This window comes from Enterobacter cloacae complex sp. P47BA (assembly GCF_014930485.1).
Classification (GTDB): Bacteria; Pseudomonadota; Gammaproteobacteria; order Enterobacterales; family Enterobacteriaceae; genus Enterobacter; species Enterobacter bugandensis.
The window spans coordinates 81979-98893 of the sequence record NZ_JADBRF010000009.1 but is presented as its reverse complement, the minus strand read 5'-3'; the positions used below and the strand labels follow the sequence as shown (position 1 = coordinate 98893).

The 16915-nt window shown below is 56.7% G+C and carries 14 protein-coding genes; all 14 read left to right on the top strand.

All coding sequences use genetic code 11. The features are described 5' to 3' along the window. Nucleotides 1-13: 13 nt before the first annotated feature. The 14 genes from IM299_RS11190 (at nt 14) to secM (ending at nt 16869) form a co-directional block, all read left to right on the top strand. Nucleotides 14-1780: a peptidoglycan glycosyltransferase FtsI gene (locus IM299_RS11190; protein ID WP_193357494.1), complete on the top strand. Its 1767-nt coding sequence runs from the start codon at nt 14-16 to the stop codon at nt 1778-1780. Next, the gene (gene murE / locus IM299_RS11185) at nt 1767-3254 is read left to right on the top strand and encodes a UDP-N-acetylmuramoyl-L-alanyl-D-glutamate--2,6-diaminopimelate ligase (RefSeq protein ID WP_048960679.1); all 1488 of its coding nucleotides are present in this window, start codon (nt 1767-1769) and stop codon (nt 3252-3254) included. The genes IM299_RS11190 and murE overlap by 14 nt, the downstream gene beginning before the upstream one ends. Then, entirely contained in the window at nt 3251-4609 is a 1359-nt protein-coding gene (murF, locus tag IM299_RS11180; protein ID WP_193357493.1) for a UDP-N-acetylmuramoyl-tripeptide--D-alanyl-D-alanine ligase, read from the top strand. Before murE ends, murF begins: the two co-directional genes overlap by 4 nt. After that, nucleotides 4603-5685, top strand: coding sequence for a phospho-N-acetylmuramoyl-pentapeptide-transferase (gene mraY, locus IM299_RS11175; protein ID WP_008501985.1), 1083 nt, complete (start codon nt 4603-4605; stop codon nt 5683-5685). Before murF ends, mraY begins: the two co-directional genes overlap by 7 nt. 2 nt (nt 5686-5687) lie before the next feature. Continuing rightward, on the top strand, nt 5688-7004 hold the full coding sequence (gene murD / locus IM299_RS11170) for a UDP-N-acetylmuramoyl-L-alanine--D-glutamate ligase (RefSeq protein ID WP_193357492.1): 1317 nt from the start codon (nt 5688-5690) through the stop codon (nt 7002-7004). Continuing rightward, nucleotides 7004-8248, top strand: coding sequence for a cell division protein FtsW (ftsW, locus tag IM299_RS11165; RefSeq protein ID WP_028015508.1), 1245 nt, complete (start codon nt 7004-7006; stop codon nt 8246-8248). Before murD ends, ftsW begins: the two co-directional genes overlap by 1 nt. Next, the gene (murG, locus tag IM299_RS11160; RefSeq protein ID WP_028015509.1) at nt 8245-9309 is read left to right on the top strand and encodes an undecaprenyldiphospho-muramoylpentapeptide beta-N-acetylglucosaminyltransferase; all 1065 of its coding nucleotides are present in this window, start codon (nt 8245-8247) and stop codon (nt 9307-9309) included. Before ftsW ends, murG begins: the two co-directional genes overlap by 4 nt. A gap of 56 nt (nt 9310-9365) precedes the next feature. Next, entirely contained in the window at nt 9366-10841 is a 1476-nt protein-coding gene (gene murC / locus IM299_RS11155) for a UDP-N-acetylmuramate--L-alanine ligase (RefSeq protein WP_047363459.1), read from the top strand. Then, entirely contained in the window at nt 10834-11754 is a 921-nt protein-coding gene (locus IM299_RS11150) for a D-alanine--D-alanine ligase (protein ID WP_193357491.1), read from the top strand. Before murC ends, IM299_RS11150 begins: the two co-directional genes overlap by 8 nt. A gap of 1 nt (nt 11755) precedes the next feature. Further along, nucleotides 11756-12598, top strand: a complete 843-nt coding sequence (gene ftsQ, locus IM299_RS11145) for a cell division protein FtsQ (protein ID WP_045259458.1) — start codon at nt 11756-11758, stop codon at nt 12596-12598. Continuing rightward, nucleotides 12595-13851 (top strand): cell division protein FtsA, encoded by a 1257-nt coding sequence (gene ftsA, locus IM299_RS11140; protein WP_006173845.1) that lies wholly within the window; start codon nt 12595-12597, stop codon nt 13849-13851. Before ftsQ ends, ftsA begins: the two co-directional genes overlap by 4 nt. A 63-nt stretch (nt 13852-13914) precedes the next feature. Next, nucleotides 13915-15066, top strand: a complete 1152-nt coding sequence (ftsZ, locus tag IM299_RS11135; protein WP_008501978.1) for a cell division protein FtsZ — start codon at nt 13915-13917, stop codon at nt 15064-15066. A 101-nt stretch (nt 15067-15167) separates the two neighbouring features. Continuing rightward, nucleotides 15168-16085, top strand: a complete 918-nt coding sequence (lpxC, locus tag IM299_RS11130; RefSeq protein WP_006810110.1) for a UDP-3-O-acyl-N-acetylglucosamine deacetylase — start codon at nt 15168-15170, stop codon at nt 16083-16085. A gap of 280 nt (nt 16086-16365) precedes the next feature. Further along, nucleotides 16366-16869, top strand: coding sequence for a secA translation cis-regulator SecM (secM, locus tag IM299_RS11125; protein ID WP_041912065.1), 504 nt, complete (start codon nt 16366-16368; stop codon nt 16867-16869). The last annotated feature ends 46 nt before the right edge of the window (nt 16870-16915 follow it).

The following is a 16915-nucleotide window of genomic DNA, read 5'->3' as shown; positions in this document are numbered from 1 at the left end:
GAACACGCGACGCATGAAAGCAGCGGCAAAAACGCTTAAACCAAAACGTCACGAAGAACAGGCCAACTTCATCAGTTGGCGTTTTGCGTTGCTTTGCGGCTGCATTTTACTGGCGCTGGGTTTCCTGCTGGGACGCGTGGCGTGGTTGCAAATCATCGCCCCTGACATGCTGGTACGCCAGGGAGATATGCGCTCCCTTCGCGTTCAGGAAGTGTCGACTTCTCGCGGAATGATCACTGACCGTTCAGGTCGCCCGCTGGCGGTGAGCGTGCCGGTGAAAGCGATTTGGGCCGACCCGAAAGAGCTGCACGACGCTGGTGGCATCACGCTTGATAACCGCTGGAAAGCGCTTTCAGATGCGCTCAAAATGCCGCTGGATCAGCTAGCCTCCCGCGTCAACGCGAACCCGAAAGGGCGTTTTATCTATCTGGCGCGCCAGGTTAACCCTGACATGGCGGACTACATTCGAAAATTGAAGCTGCCGGGCATTCATCTGCGCGAAGAATCCCGTCGTTACTATCCGTCCGGCGAAGTAACCGCTCACCTCATCGGCTTCACCAACGTCGACAGCCAGGGGATTGAAGGCGTTGAAAAAAGCTTCGATAAGTGGCTCACCGGCCAGCCTGGCGAGCGAATTGTGCGTAAGGACCGCTACGGGCGCGTCATTGAAGATATCTCCTCTACAGACAGCCAGGCGGCGCACAACCTGGCTCTGAGTATCGACGAGCGCCTGCAGGCGCTGGTCTACCGCGAGCTGAACAACGCCGTGGCGTTTAACAAGGCAGAATCCGGCAGCGCCGTGCTGGTGGATGTCAGCACCGGAGAAGTGCTGGCTATGGCCAACAGTCCTTCCTACAACCCGAACAACTTTACCGGCACCGCAAAAGATGCGATGCGTAACCGGGCGATTACCGACGTGTTCGAACCCGGCTCCACGGTGAAGCCGATGGTGGTGATGACGGCGCTTCAGCGCGGTATCGTCAATGAAAACACGGTCCTGAACACGATCCCTTACCGTATTAACGGCCACGAGATTAAAGACGTGGCGCGCTACAGCGAATTGACCCTGACCGGGGTGTTACAGAAGTCGAGTAACGTCGGTGTTTCAAAGCTGGCGTTAGCGATGCCGTCCTCAGCGTTAGTAGAGACTTACTCACGTTTTGGACTTGGAAAGGCGACCAATTTGGGGTTGGTCGGAGAACGCAGTGGCTTATATCCTCAAAAACAACGGTGGTCTGACATAGAGAGGGCCACCTTCTCTTTCGGCTACGGGCTAATGGTAACCCCGTTACAGTTAGCGCGAGTCTACGCAACGATTGGCAGCTACGGCGTCTATCGCCCTCTGTCCATCACCAAAGTTGATCCACCGGTTCCGGGCGAGCGTATCTTCCCGGAATCCATCGTTCGTACCGTTGTGCACATGATGGAAAGCGTGGCGCTGCCGGGCGGCGGCGGCGTGAAGGCGGCCATCAAAGGCTATCGCATCGCCATTAAAACCGGTACGGCGAAAAAGGTGGGGCCAGACGGCCGCTACATCAACAAATACATTGCCTATACCGCAGGCGTTGCGCCTGCTAGCAATCCGCGTTTTGCGCTGGTGGTCGTGATTAACGATCCACAGGCGGGTAAATACTACGGCGGCGCCGTTTCCGCGCCTGTGTTTGGCGCCATCATGGGTGGCGTGTTACGCACCATGAACGTTGAACCAGATGCGCTGGCGACGGGCGAAAAAAGTGAATTTGTAATTAATCAAGGCGAGGGTACAGGTGGCAGATCGTAATTTGCGCGACCTTCTCGCTCCGTGGGTGCCAAATGCACCGGAGCGAGCACTGCGAGAGATGGTACTGGACAGCCGCGTGGCTGCTTCTGGCGATCTTTTTGTGGCAGTGGTTGGTCATCAGGCGGACGGGCGTCGTTATATCCCGCAGGCGATTGCGCAAGGTGTGGCTGCCATTATTGCTGAGGCAAAAGACGAGGCAACCGACGGTGAGATCCGTGAAATGCACGGGGTGCCGGTTATCTATCTCAGCCAGTTGAATGAGCGTCTCTCTGCACTGGCAGGACGCTTTTATCACGAACCTTCCGACCAACTGCGTCTGGTTGGCGTGACGGGCACGAACGGAAAAACCACCACCACGCAGCTGATGGCGCAGTGGGCTCAGCTGCTGGGTGAAACCGGCGCGGTGATGGGGACCGTGGGTAACGGCCTGCTGGGCAAAGTGAGCCCGACGGAAAACACCACCGGTTCGGCGGTTGACGTACAGCACGTGCTTGCCGGTCTGGCAGGGCAGGGGGCAACCTTTGCCGCGATGGAGGTTTCTTCGCACGGCCTGGTACAGCACCGCGTCGCGGCACTGAAGTTTGCTGCTTCAGTGTTCACCAACCTGAGCCGCGATCACCTTGATTATCATGGTGATATGGAACACTACGAAGCCGCCAAATGGCTGCTGTTCTCTACTCACCATTATGGCCAGGCCATCATCAACGCCGACGACGAAGTGGGCCGCCGCTGGCTTGCGAAGCTGCCAGACGCGGTAGCGGTGTCGATGGAAGACCATATCAATCCGAACTGCCATGGCCGCTGGCTGAAGGCCGTTGACGTTAACTATCACGACAGTGGCGCGACGATCCGCTTTGCCTCTTCCTGGGGTGACGGTGAAATTGAAAGCCGCCTGATGGGGGCGTTCAACGTCAGCAACCTGCTGCTGGCGCTGGCAACGCTACTGGCGCTGGGTTATCCGATGGCGGAACTGCTGAAAACGTCAGCGCGTCTACAGCCGGTTTGCGGCCGTATGGAAGTGTTTAGCGCGCCGGGCAAACCGACCGTGGTTGTCGATTATGCCCACACGCCGGATGCGCTGGAAAAAGCGCTGGAAGCGGCACGCCTGCACTGCACCGGTAAACTCTGGTGCGTCTTCGGCTGCGGTGGCGATCGCGACAAAGGTAAACGTCCCCTGATGGGCGCCATTGCGGAGCAGTTCGCGGACATTCCTGTGGTCACCGATGACAATCCGCGTACCGAAGAGCCGCGCGCCATCATTAACGACATTCTGGCGGGTATGCTGGACGCCGGTCGCGCCCGTGTGGTGGAAGGCCGCGCGGAAGCCGTGACAAACACCATCATGCAGGCAAAAGAAAATGATGTCGTTCTGCTGGCCGGTAAAGGCCATGAAGACTATCAGATTGTTGGCAATCGTCGTCTGGACTACTCCGACCGCGTAACGGCAGCGCGTCTGCTGGGAGTCGTCGCATGATTAGCATCACCTTAAGCCAGGCCGCTGCGGTACTGCACGGCGAGCTGCTGGGCCAGGATCTGACCATTGACGCGGTCACCACCGACACCCGCAAAGTGACCGCGGGCTGTCTGTTTGTGGCGCTGAAAGGCGAACGTTTTGACGCGCATGATTTTGCCGGACAGGCCAAAGAAAACGGCGCTGGCGCGCTGCTGGTCAGCCGCAGGCTGGATATCGATTTACCGCAGATTGTGGTGAACGATACGCGTCTCGCGTTCGGTGAACTGGCCGCCTGGGTTCGTCATCAGGTGCCTGCTCGCGTTGTCGCGCTGACCGGGTCATCGGGCAAAACGTCAGTGAAAGAGATGACGGCGGCCATCCTCAGCCAGTGCGGTAATACGCTTTATACCGCAGGCAACCTCAATAATGACATCGGCGTGCCGATGACATTACTTCGCCTGACCAAAGAGCATGAATTTGCGGTGATCGAGTTAGGGGCAAACCACCAGGGCGAAATCGCCTGGACCGTGAGCCTGACTCGCCCGGAAGCGGCGCTGGTGAATAACCTTGCGGCAGCGCATCTGGAAGGTTTTGGCTCGCTGGAAGGCGTGGCGAAAGCGAAAGGCGAAATCTACACCGGTCTGCCTGCTGACGGCATTGCCATTCTCAATGCCGACAACAACGACTGGCTGAACTGGCAGAGCATCATTGGCTCGCGTAAAACCTGGCGCTTCTCGCCGAACGCGGCCAACAGTGACTTTACCGCGACCAATATCCATGTGACGTCGCACGGTACAGAATTCACGCTTGCTACCCCAACGGGTGACGTAGACGTGCTGTTACCGCTGCCGGGACGCCATAACATCGCCAATGCGCTGGCGGCAGCGGCCTTGTCGACGGCGGTGGGAGCGTCACACGAGGCGATTAAAACCGGGCTGGCGAATTTGAAAGCCGTGCCGGGACGCCTGTACCCGATCCCGCTTGCAGAAAACAAATTGCTGCTTGATGACTCCTACAACGCGAACGTCGGCTCAATGACGGCGGCAGTGCAGGTGCTATCTGAAATGCCGGGCTACCGCGTCATGGTGGTTGGCGACATGGCGGAGCTGGGCGATGAAAGCGAAGCCTGTCATACCCAGGTGGGTGAAGCGGCGAAAGCGGCGGGACTGGACTGCGTGCTGAGCGCAGGAAAACTGAGCCAGGCGATTAGCCATGCCAGCGGCGTTGGCGAACATTTTGCCGACAAAGCCGCGTTGATTGAGCGCCTTAAGGCATTAATTACAGAAAAAAAAATTGTGACAGTGTTAGTGAAAGGTTCACGTAGTGCCGCCATGGAAGAGGTTGTGCACGCATTACAGGAGAACGGGACATGTTAGTTTGGCTGGCCGAACATTTGGTCAAATATTATTCAGGCTTTAACGTCTTTTCTTATCTGACGTTTCGCGCCATCGTCAGCCTGCTGACTGCGCTGTTCATCTCGTTGTGGATGGGCCCGCGCATGATTGCCCGTCTGCAAAAACTCTCTTTCGGCCAGGTCGTACGTAACGACGGTCCGGAGTCGCACTTCAGCAAGCGCGGTACGCCGACGATGGGCGGGATCATGATCCTGACCGCGATCGTCGTTTCCGTACTGCTGTGGGCCTATCCGTCTAACCCGTACGTCTGGTGCGTGCTGACCGTACTGGTGGGCTACGGCATTATCGGGTTTGTGGATGATTACCGTAAAGTCGTCCGCAAAGACACGAAGGGCCTGATTGCCCGCTGGAAGTATTTCTGGATGTCAGTGATCGCGCTGGGCGTGGCCTTCGCACTGTATCTTGCCGGGAAAGACACGCCAGCGACCGAGCTGGTCGTGCCGTTCTTTAAAGACGTGATGCCGCAGCTGGGTCTGTTCTACATTCTGCTGGCGTACTTTGTGATTGTCGGCACCGGTAACGCCGTTAACCTGACCGACGGTCTGGATGGCCTGGCAATCATGCCTACCGTCTTCGTGGCGGCCGGTTTTGCGCTGGTGGCCTGGGCGACCGGTAACATGAACTTTGCGAACTACCTGCACATTCCTTATCTGCGTCACGCGGGTGAGCTGGTGATCGTCTGTACGGCGATAGTCGGCGCGGGGCTGGGCTTCCTCTGGTTCAACACCTATCCGGCGCAGGTCTTTATGGGTGACGTCGGTTCTCTGGCGCTGGGCGGCGCGCTCGGCATTATCGCCGTGCTGCTGCGTCAGGAGTTCCTGCTGGTGATCATGGGCGGCGTGTTTGTGGTTGAAACCCTGTCGGTGATTTTGCAGGTCGGCTCCTTCAAGCTGCGCGGTCAGCGCATCTTCCGTATGGCGCCGATCCACCACCACTATGAACTGAAAGGCTGGCCGGAGCCGCGCGTGATTGTGCGCTTCTGGATTATTTCGCTGATGCTGGTGCTGATTGGCCTGGCAACGCTGAAGGTACGTTAATCATGGCAGATTACCAGGGTAAAAAAGTCGTTATCATCGGGTTAGGCCTCACTGGCCTCTCCTGCGTGGACTTTTTCCTTGCGCGCGGCGTGACGCCGCGCGTGATGGATACGCGTGTCTCTCCGCCGGGTCTGGACAAGCTGCCGGAACAGGTTGAACGCCACCTTGGTGGTCTGAATGATGACTGGCTGCTGGCAGCCGATCTGATTGTCGCCAGCCCGGGTATCGCGCTGGCGCACCCTTCACTGAGCGCTGCTGCGGATGCGGGCGTTGAGATTGTCGGCGATATTGAACTGTTCTGCCGCGAAGTGCAGGCGCCGGTTATCGCGATCACCGGTTCTAACGGCAAAAGCACCGTCACTACCCTGGTGGGTGAAATGGCGAAAGCCGCAGGCATGAACGTAGGGGTAGGCGGCAATATCGGTCTGCCCGCGCTGATGCTGCTGGACAAAGGCTGCGAGCTGTACGTTCTGGAACTTTCCAGCTTCCAGCTTGAAACCACCTCCAGCCTGCATGCGGCGGCGGCAACGATCCTCAACGTGACGGAAGATCATATGGATCGGTACCCATTTGGTCTGCAGCAGTATCGCGCGGCCAAGCTGCGTGTTTACGAAAATGCCAAAGTTTGCGTGGTTAACGCCGACGACGCGCTGACCATGCCGGTGCGCGGCGCGGACGAGCGCTGCATCAGCTTTGGTATCACCATGGGTGATTATCATCTGAACCGCCAACTGGGCGAAACCTGGCTGCGCGTGAAAGGTGAAAAAGTGCTGAACGTGAAGGAGATGAAGCTTTCCGGCCAGCACAACTACACCAATGCCCTGGCGGCGCTGGCGCTGGCAGATGCCGTAGGGCTGCCGCGCTCTTCCAGCCTGAAAGCGTTGACCACATTTTCCGGCCTGGCACACCGTTTCCAGCTGGCGCTGGAGCATAACGGCGTGCGCTGGATTAACGACTCCAAAGCGACCAACGTGGGAAGCACAGAGGCCGCGCTGAACGGTCTGCACGTTGACGGCACCCTGCATCTTCTGTTGGGTGGCGACGGCAAATCTGCTGATTTCTCCTCCCTGAAACAGTACCTCACCGGCGATAACATCCGCCTGTACTGCTTTGGCCGTGACGGCAGCGAGCTGGCTGAACTACGCCCGGAAGTTGCTGAGCAAACTGAAACGATGGAACAGGCGATGCGCCTGATTGCCCCGCGCGTGCAGCCTGGCGACATGGTTCTGCTCTCCCCGGCGTGCGCCAGCCTCGATCAGTTTAAGAATTTCGAACAGCGTGGCGATGTCTTTACCCGCCTTGCGAAGGAGTTAGGCTGATGCGTTTATCTCTCCCTCGCCTGAAAATGCCGCGCCTGCCAGGATTTGGAATTCTGGTGTGGCTGTTTGCGGCGCTGAAAGGCTGGGTGATGGCTTCCCGGGATAAAGATTCCGATAGCCTGATTATGTACGACCGCACCCTGTTCTGGCTGACGCTGGGGCTGGCGGCGATCGGCTTTATCATGGTGACCTCAGCCTCCATGCCTGTCGGACAACGCCTGGCAAACGATCCCTTCCTGTTCGCCAAGCGTGACGGGCTGTACATCATTCTGGCGTTCTGCCTGGCGCTGGTAACGCTTCGTCTGCCGATGGCGTTCTGGCAGCGCCACAGTACCGCGATGCTGATCGCCTCCATTATCATGCTGCTGATCGTGCTGGTTGTCGGGAGCTCCGTTAACGGGGCATCACGCTGGATCGCCTTCGGCCCGCTGCGTATTCAGCCTGCGGAGTTCACCAAGCTTTCGTTATTCTGCTACCTGGCAAACTACCTGGTGCGAAAAGTCGATGAGGTGCGTAACAACCTTCGCGGCTTCTTAAAGCCGATGGGCGTCATTCTGGTGCTGGCGATCCTGCTGCTGGCGCAGCCTGACCTCGGGACCGTTGTCGTACTGTTTGTCACCACGCTGGCGATGCTGTTTCTGGCAGGGGCCAAGCTGTGGCAGTTCATCGCCATTATCGGAATGGGAATATCAGCAGTGGTGCTGCTGATCCTCGCCGAGCCTTACCGTATCCGCCGCGTGACCTCGTTCTGGAACCCATGGGAAGATCCGTTCGGTAGCGGTTACCAGCTGACGCAGTCGCTGATGGCGTTTGGCCGCGGTGAAGTCTGGGGGCAAGGTCTGGGCAACTCGGTACAGAAACTGGAGTATTTACCGGAGGCGCACACCGACTTCATCTTCTCCATTATTGGGGAAGAACTGGGTTATATCGGTGTGGTATTAGCGCTTTTAATGGTATTCTTCGTCGCTTTCCGCGCCATGTCGATTGGCCGAAAAGCGCTGGAGATCGATCACCGCTTCTCAGGCTTCTTAGCCTGCTCAATTGGTATCTGGTTTAGCTTCCAGGCGCTGGTTAACGTCGGGGCCGCAGCGGGTATGCTGCCGACCAAAGGTCTGACGTTGCCGCTGATCAGCTATGGTGGTTCGAGCCTGTTGATCATGTCGACGGCCATTATGTTTTTGTTACGCATAGATTATGAGACGCGTCTGGAGAAAGCCCAGGCGTTTACACGAGGTTCACGATGAATCAACCGAAGCGGTTAATGGTGATGGCAGGCGGTACCGGTGGACACGTGTTCCCGGGGCTGGCGGTTGCGCACCATTTAATGGAGCAGGGCTGGCAGGTACGCTGGCTGGGAACCGCAGACCGCATGGAAGCCGACCTGGTACCGAAGCACGGTATTGAGATCGACTTTATTCGTATTTCCGGCCTGCGAGGCAAAGGCCTCAAGGCCATGCTGCTTGCGCCGGTGCGTATTTTTAATGCCTGGCGTCAGGCGCGCACCATCATGAAGCGCTTTAAGCCCGATGTGGTGCTGGGTATGGGCGGCTATGTTTCTGGTCCCGGCGGGCTGGCCGCGTGGTCGTTAGGCATTCCCGTTGTTCTGCACGAGCAGAACGGTATTGCCGGTCTGACCAACAAGTGGCTGGCGAAAATCGCCACCAAAGTGATGCAGGCGTTTCCCGGCGCGTTTCCGAAAGCGGACGTGGTGGGTAACCCGGTGCGCGTCGACGTGCTGGCGCTGCCTCTACCGGATGCCCGCCTGGCGGGACGCGAAGGCCCGGTTCGTGTTTTGGTCGTTGGTGGTTCTCAGGGTGCGCGCATTCTGAATCAGACAATGCCGCAGGTGGCGGCAAAGCTGGGTGATGCCGTGACTATCTGGCACCAAAGCGGTAAAGGCGCTCAGCAGACCGTTGAGCAGGCGTACGCTGATGAAGGCCAGCCGCAGCATAAAGTGACGGAATTTATTGACGATATGGCCGCAGCCTATGCCTGGGCCGATGTCGTGGTCTGCCGCTCTGGCGCGCTGACGGTGAGCGAAATCGCCGCCGCCGGCTTGCCAGCGCTGTTCGTGCCGTTCCAGCACAAAGACCGACAGCAGTACTGGAACGCGCTGCCGCTTGAGAAAGCCGGCGCGGCGAAAATTTTTGAGCAGCCACACTTTACCGCCGATGCGGTCGCCACCACCCTGGCGGGCTGGAACAGAGACGCACTGCTGGAGATGGCACAGCGCGCGCGCGCTGCCGCTATCCCGGATGCGACAGAACGGGTGGCAAAAGAAGTGAGCCTGGCAGCCCAGGCTTAACCCTCGCAGCGCGTGTTGCGCTGCACGAATTTTAAGTAGTCGATGGCGTTTAGAGAATGAATACACAACAACTGGCAAAACTGCGTTCAATCGTGCCCGAGATGCGTCGCGTCCGGCACATTCACTTTGTTGGCATCGGTGGTGCCGGCATGGGCGGTATTGCCGAAGTGTTAGCTAACGAAGGCTATCAGATCAGCGGGTCTGACCTGGCGCCAAACCCTGTCACGCAGCAGCTGGCGTCGCTTGGGGCGACTATCTATTTCAACCATCGCCCGGAAAACGTGCGCGATGCAAGCGTGGTGGTGGTATCGAGCGCCATCTCCTCTGACAATCCGGAAATCGTTGCCGCGCACGAAGCGCGCATTCCGGTGATCCGCCGCGCAGAAATGCTGGCGGAACTGATGCGGTTCCGTCACGGCATTGCGATTGCCGGTACCCACGGTAAAACCACGACCACGGCGATGGTTTCCAGCATTTATGCGGAAGCGGGTCTCGATCCGACGTTTGTCAACGGCGGTCTGGTGAAAGCCGCAGGCGTCCATGCGCGTCTGGGCCACAGCCGTTATCTGATTGCGGAAGCGGATGAGAGCGACGCGTCGTTCCTGCACCTGCAGCCGATGGTGGCGATTGTCACCAATATCGAAGCTGACCATATGGATACCTACCAGGGCGACTTCGAAAACTTAAAGCAGACCTTCATCAACTTCCTGCACAACCTGCCGTTTTATGGCCGCGCGGTGATGTGCGTGGACGACCCGGTGATCCGCGAGCTGCTGCCGCGCGTCGGTCGTCAAATCACCACCTACGGCTTCAGCGAAGACGCTGACGTCCGCGTGGAAGAGTACAAACAGATTGGTGCGCAGGGGCATTTCACTCTGGCGCGTCAGGACAAAGAGCTGCTGCACGTCACGCTGAATGCGCCAGGGCGCCATAACGCACTTAACGCCGCAGCGGCAGTGGCTGTTGCGACGGAAGAAGGTATTGATGACGAGGCGATCCTGCGCGCGCTGGAAAGCTTCCAGGGGACGGGGCGTCGCTTCGACTTCCTCGGCGAGTTCCCGCTGGAAGCGGTGAATGGTAAGCCAGGTACCGCGATGCTGGTGGACGACTACGGTCACCATCCGACGGAAGTGGACGCGACCATCAAAGCCGCACGCGCGGGCTGGCCGGAGAAGAATCTGGTGATGATTTTCCAGCCGCACCGCTTCACGCGTACCCGCGATCTTTATGACGATTTCGCCAGTGTGCTGTCACAGGTAGATACCCTGCTGATGCTGGATGTTTACGCCGCCGGCGAAACGCCAATTCCAGGCGCAGACAGCCGTTCCCTGTGTCGTACCATCCGCGGGCGCGGTAAAGTTGACCCTATTCTGGTTTCTGACCCGGCACAGGTGGCGGAAATTCTGGCACCGGTCCTGACCGGTAACGATCTCATCCTGATTCAGGGTGCGGGAAATATCGGCAAGATCGCCCGTACCTTAGCTGAAATCAAACTGAAGCCGCAAACCCAGGAGGATGAGCATCATGGCTGATAAGATTGCAGTCCTCTCTGGCGGCAACTCCGCCGAGCGCGAGGTTTCTCTGAATTCCGGCGTTGCCGTGCTGGCGGGCCTGCGTGAAGGTGGCGTAAACGCACATATTGTCGATCCAAAAGAGGTCGACGTGACGCAATTAAAAGCGATGGGCTTCGATAAGGTCTTTATCGCGTTACATGGTCGTGGCGGTGAAGACGGAACCCTGCAAGGGCTTCTGGAGCTGATCGGCCTGCCTTACACCGGCAGCGGCGTGATGGCATCCGCCATCTCTATGGATAAACTGCGCAGTAAGTTACTCTGGCAGGGAGCGGGTTTACCCGTTGCGCCGTGGGTGGCGCTGACGCGCGGCGAATTTGAATTGGGCCTGTCGGACAGCGTTAATACACGCATTGCGTCACTGGGCTTACCGGTTATTGTAAAGCCGAGCAGGGAAGGGTCGAGCGTCGGGATGTCAAAGGTCGATAAAGCTGAAGATTTAACATCTGCTTTAACGCTGGCATTTCAACACGATGAAGAAGTTCTGATTGAAAAATGGCTCAGCGGGCCGGAATTTACCGTCGCGATGCTTGGCGAAGAAATTTTACCGTCAATTCGCATCCAACCCGCCGGAGTCTTCTATGATTATGAGGCGAAGTATCTCTCTGATGAGACGCAATATTTCTGCCCTTGTGGTCTTGAAGCAGAGCGCGAAGCCGAATTACAGTCCCTGGTGCTTAAAGCCTGGAATGTTTTGGGCTGCAGCGGCTGGGGACGCATTGATGTGATGCAGGACAATGACGGGCAGTTTTATCTGCTGGAAGCCAATACCTCACCGGGAATGACCAGCCACAGCCTTGTGCCGATGGCGGCGCGTCAGGCGGGAATGAGCTTCTCGCAGTTAGTCGTACGTATTCTGGACCAGGCGGGCTGATATGTCTCAGGCTGCATTGAACACGCGCAACCGCGATGACGAAGAAGAATACACTTCTTCACGCCGGAGTAATGGAACGCGTCTTGCAGGAATAATTTTCCTGCTCGGGGTGCTGTGCACCGTGTTTATCAGCGGCTGGATGGTGCTGGGCTGGATGGAAGACGCACAGCGGTTGCCGCTGTCAAAGCTGGTGGTGACCGGTGAGCGTCACTACACGCGTAACGATGATATTCGCCAGTCTATTCTGGCGCTGGGATCGCCCGGCACCTTTATGACGCAGGACGTCAATATTATCCAGAGCCAGATTGAACGTCTGCCCTGGATAAAACAGGCGAGTGTCAGAAAACAATGGCCTGATGAATTGAAGATTCATCTGGTTGAATATGTGCCCATTGCGCGTTGGAATGATCAGCACATGGTTGACGTAGATGGAAATTCCTTCAGCGTCCCGAGCGATCGTGTCAACAAGCAAAATTTACCGATGTTGTATGGCCCTGAAGGCAGCGAAAACGAAGTATTGCAGGGTTTTCGTGAAATGGGGCAGGTGCTGGCGAAGGACAGGTTTACGTTAAAAGATGCTGCGATGACGGCGCGCCGCTCCTGGCAGCTGACGTTGACGAACGGCATTAAGCTCAACCTGGGACGCGGCGACACAATGAAACGTCTTGCGCGTTTTGTAGAACTTTACCCGGTTTTACAACAGCAGGCGCAGGCGGACGGCAAACGGATAAGCTACGTTGATTTGCGCTATGACTCAGGCGCAGCAGTCGGTTGGGAGCCGGCTCCGGTCGAGGAACCTAATCAGCAACAGAATCAGGCACAGGTACAGGCAGAACAACAATGATCAAGGCGACGGACAGAAAACTGGTAGTTGGACTGGAGATTGGCACCGCGAAGGTTGCCGCTTTAGTAGGGGAAGTTCTGCCCGACGGTATGGTCAATATCATTGGCGTGGGCAGTTGCCCGTCCCGTGGTATGGATAAAGGTGGGGTAAACGACCTTGAGTCGGTGGTGAAATGCGTACAGCGCGCCATCGACCAGGCTGAATTAATGGCAGATTGCCAGATTTCTTCTGTCTATCTGGCCCTTTCTGGCAAGCACATTAGCTGCCAGAACGAAATCGGTATGGTGCCGATTTCTGAAGAAGAAGTGACGCAGGAAGACGTTGAAAACGTTGTGCATACGGCGAAGTCCGTGCGCGTTCGCGATGAGCATCGCGTGCTGCACGTGATCCCGCAGGAATATGCGATTGACTATCAGGAAGGGATCAAGAACCCGGTTGGTCTGTCTGGCGTTCGTATGCAGGCAAAAGTGCACCTGATCACATGTCACAACGATATGGCGAAGAACATCGTAAAAGCCGTTGAACGTTGTGGCCTGAAAGTTGACCAACTTATTTTCGCCGGTCTGGCGGCAAGTTATTCCGTGCTGACCGAAGACGAACGTGAACTGGGTGTCTGTGTGGTGGATATCGGTGGTGGTACAATGGACATGGCCGTGTATACCGGCGGTGCGCTGCGCCACACCAAAGTGATCCCTTACGCAGGGAACGTTGTGACCAGCGATATTGCTTACGCTTTTGGTACGCCACCGAGCGATGCAGAAGCGATTAAAGTACGCCACGGCTGTGCGCTGGGGTCTATCGTTGGTAAAGATGAGAGCGTTGAGGTGCCGAGCGTGGGCGGCCGTCCGCCGCGTAGCCTGCAGCGCCAGACGTTGGCAGAGGTAATTGAGCCGCGCTATACCGAGCTGCTCAACCTGGTCAACGAAGAGATTTTACAGCTTCAGGAACAGCTTCGTCAGCAGGGTGTTAAGCATCATCTTGCGGCGGGGATTGTATTAACCGGCGGTGCAGCGCAAATTGAAGGTCTTGCGGCCTGCGCTCAGCGCGTGTTCCATACGCAGGTGCGTATTGGTGCGCCGCTGAATATTACCGGTTTAACGGATTATGCTCAGGAGCCGTACTATTCAACGGCTGTGGGCCTGCTCCACTACGGGAAGGAATCTCATCTCAGTGGTGAAGCAGAAGTGGAAAAACGCGTCTCAGTGGGGTCCTGGGTCAAACGACTGAACAACTGGCTGCGAAAAGAGTTTTAATTTTTTAAAGAGACCGGAGAGAATTAGCGGTCTCGGGCGACAGGCACAACGGAGAGAGAAATTATGTTTGAACCTATGGAACTGACCAACGACGCGGTGATTAAAGTCATCGGCGTCGGTGGCGGCGGCGGTAACGCCGTAGAGCATATGGTGCGTGAACGCATTGAAGGTGTTGAATTCTTCGCAGTTAACACCGATGCGCAGGCACTGCGTAAAACGGCAGTTGGCCAGACTATCCAGATCGGCGGTGGCATCACCAAAGGGCTGGGCGCTGGGGCTAACCCGGAAGTCGGTCGCAACGCGGCTGAAGAAGATCGTGAAGCCCTGCGTGCTGCACTGGAAGGTGCGGACATGGTCTTCATCGCAGCAGGCATGGGCGGCGGTACCGGTACCGGTGCAGCACCTGTTGTCGCTGAAGTAGCTAAAGATTTAGGTATCCTGACCGTTGCTGTCGTGACCAAGCCTTTCAACTTCGAAGGCAAAAAGCGTATGGCCTTCGCGGAACAGGGTATCACCGAGCTGTCCAAGCATGTGGACTCGCTGATCACCATCCCGAACGACAAGCTGCTGAAAGTTCTGGGTCGTGGTATCTCCCTGCTTGACGCCTTCGGCGCAGCAAACGACGTGCTGAAAGGCGCGGTCCAGGGTATCGCAGAACTGATTACCCGTCCTGGCCTGATGAACGTTGACTTTGCAGACGTTCGCACCGTGATGTCCGAAATGGGCTACGCGATGATGGGCTCTGGCGTGGCGAGCGGCGAAGACCGTGCGGAAGAAGCGGCTGAAATGGCTATCTCTTCTCCACTGCTGGAAGATATCGATCTGTCCGGTGCGCGCGGCGTGCTGGTCAACATTACCGCTGGCTTTGACCTGCGTCTGGATGAGTTCGAAACCGTGGGTAATACCATCCGCGCGTTCGCTTCTGACAACGCGACCGTGGTAATTGGTACTTCCCTTGACCCGGAAATGAACGACGAGCTGCGTGTTACCGTTGTTGCGACCGGTATCGGTATGGACAAGCGTCCTGAGATCACCCTCGTGACCAACAAGCAGACTCAGCAACCGGTAATGGATCGTTACCAGCAGCACGGTATGTCTCCTCTGACTCAGGAGCAAAAACCGGCCGCGAAAGTGGTGAACGACCCAACGCCGCAAACGGCAAAAGAGCCAGATTATCTGGACATCCCGGCGTTCCTGCGTAAGCAAGCTGACTAAGAATTGGCTGGAATTTGGGGATTTGCGCTCTTTGTGCTAAACTGGCCCACCGTTAGTGATATACACTCTCGGTTGGATAGTTAATTTGGCGAGATTATACGATGATCAAACAAAGGACACTTAAACGTATCGTTCAGGCGACGGGTGTCGGTTTACATACCGGCAAGAAAGTCACACTGACGTTACGCCCTGCGCCGGCCAATACCGGGGTCATCTATCGTCGCACCGACTTGAATCCACCGGTAGATTTTCCGGCCGATGCCAAATCTGTGCGTGATACAATGCTCTGTACTTGTCTGGTGAACGAGCATGACGTGCGGATTTCTACCGTAGAGCACCTGAACGCCGCCCTGGCGGGGCTGGGTATCGACAACATTATTGTTGAAGTCGATGCGCCAGAAATCCCGATTATGGATGGTAGTGCTGCGCCGTTCGTTTATCTGTTGCTGGATGCCGGCATCGAAGAGCTGAACTGTGCGAAGAAATTTGTTCGCATCAAAGAGACCGTTCGCGTCGAAGATGGCGACAAGTGGGCTGAATTCAAACCGTACAATGGTTTCTCGCTGGACTTTACCATCGACTTTAACCATCCGGCGATTGACTCCAGCACTCAGCGCTACGCGATGAACTTCTCTGCTGATGCGTTTATGCGCCAGATCAGCCGCGCTCGTACGTTTGGCTTCATGCGTGATATCGAATATCTGCAGTCCCGCGGCCTGTGCCTGGGCGGCAGCTTCGATTGTGCCATCGTTGTTGACGATTATCGCGTACTGAACGAAGACGGCCTGCGTTTTGAAGATGAATTCGTTCGTCACAAAATGCTGGATGCGATCGGCGACCTGTTCATGTGTGGTCACAACATCATTGGTGCATTTACCGCGTTCAAATCCGGTCATGCACTGAACAACAAATTGTTGCAGGCCGTCCTGGCAAAACAGGAAGCCTGGGAATATGTGACCTTTGAAGACGAAGCGGAACTGCCGCTGGCGTTCAAAGCACCGACTATGGTCCTGGCGTAACGGTTAACGCCGTTTCGTAAGAAAAGCGACTGGTTCACCTGGTACTCTCTCCGACCAGGGAAGCCAGTCGTTTTTATTTCTGCCCTTCTTTGATTTGCCCCTCTACTCCCTGGCCATTGTTGGGTGCCGAATAACGGTGTGTTCGCTGCATTATTGACCGTTTTTACCTGCTGCAAGGTGTCATTCCTGCTGCTGCGTATTGGCTTTAGTGGTAATATCTGGGCGCTAAAAAAGAATAACTGAACTCAGCCTGCACTGGCGGGCGATTGTGGTGGAGCAAGTGAGCGGAATATTGACGCGCTGGCGACAATTTGGCAGACGTTACTTCTGGCCGCATCTCTTATTAGGGATGGTCGCGGCGAGTTTCGGCTTGCCTGCGCTCAGCAACAGTGCGGAAGCGGCGACGCCAGCACGTTCCACGACAACTAAACACGATCTCTCGACGCGGGTTAACTTTACTAATCTCGCGTGGCTTGAAGCCAGCCGTCGTCCTAATTTCTCCGTTGATTACTGGCAGCAGCACGCCATCCGCACGGTTATTCGTCATCTGTCGTTCGCGATGGCGCCGCAGACGATGCCTGTTGCTGAAGAGTCGCTGCCGGTTCAGGCTCAGCATCTTGCCCTGCTCGATACGCTTAATGCGCTTCTGACGCAGGATAACCAGCCGCCCGTGACCGTGAGTCAGACGGCGCAAACCTCGTTTGTTCCTCCTGTATCATTCTCCGTTTCGACATGGATTAGCCAGGTTCACGGCATCCGTGCCGGGCCTCAACGCCTCAGCTAAATTAACCTTTTTCAATACCTTAATTTATCTGCCCGTCTGGGGCGTT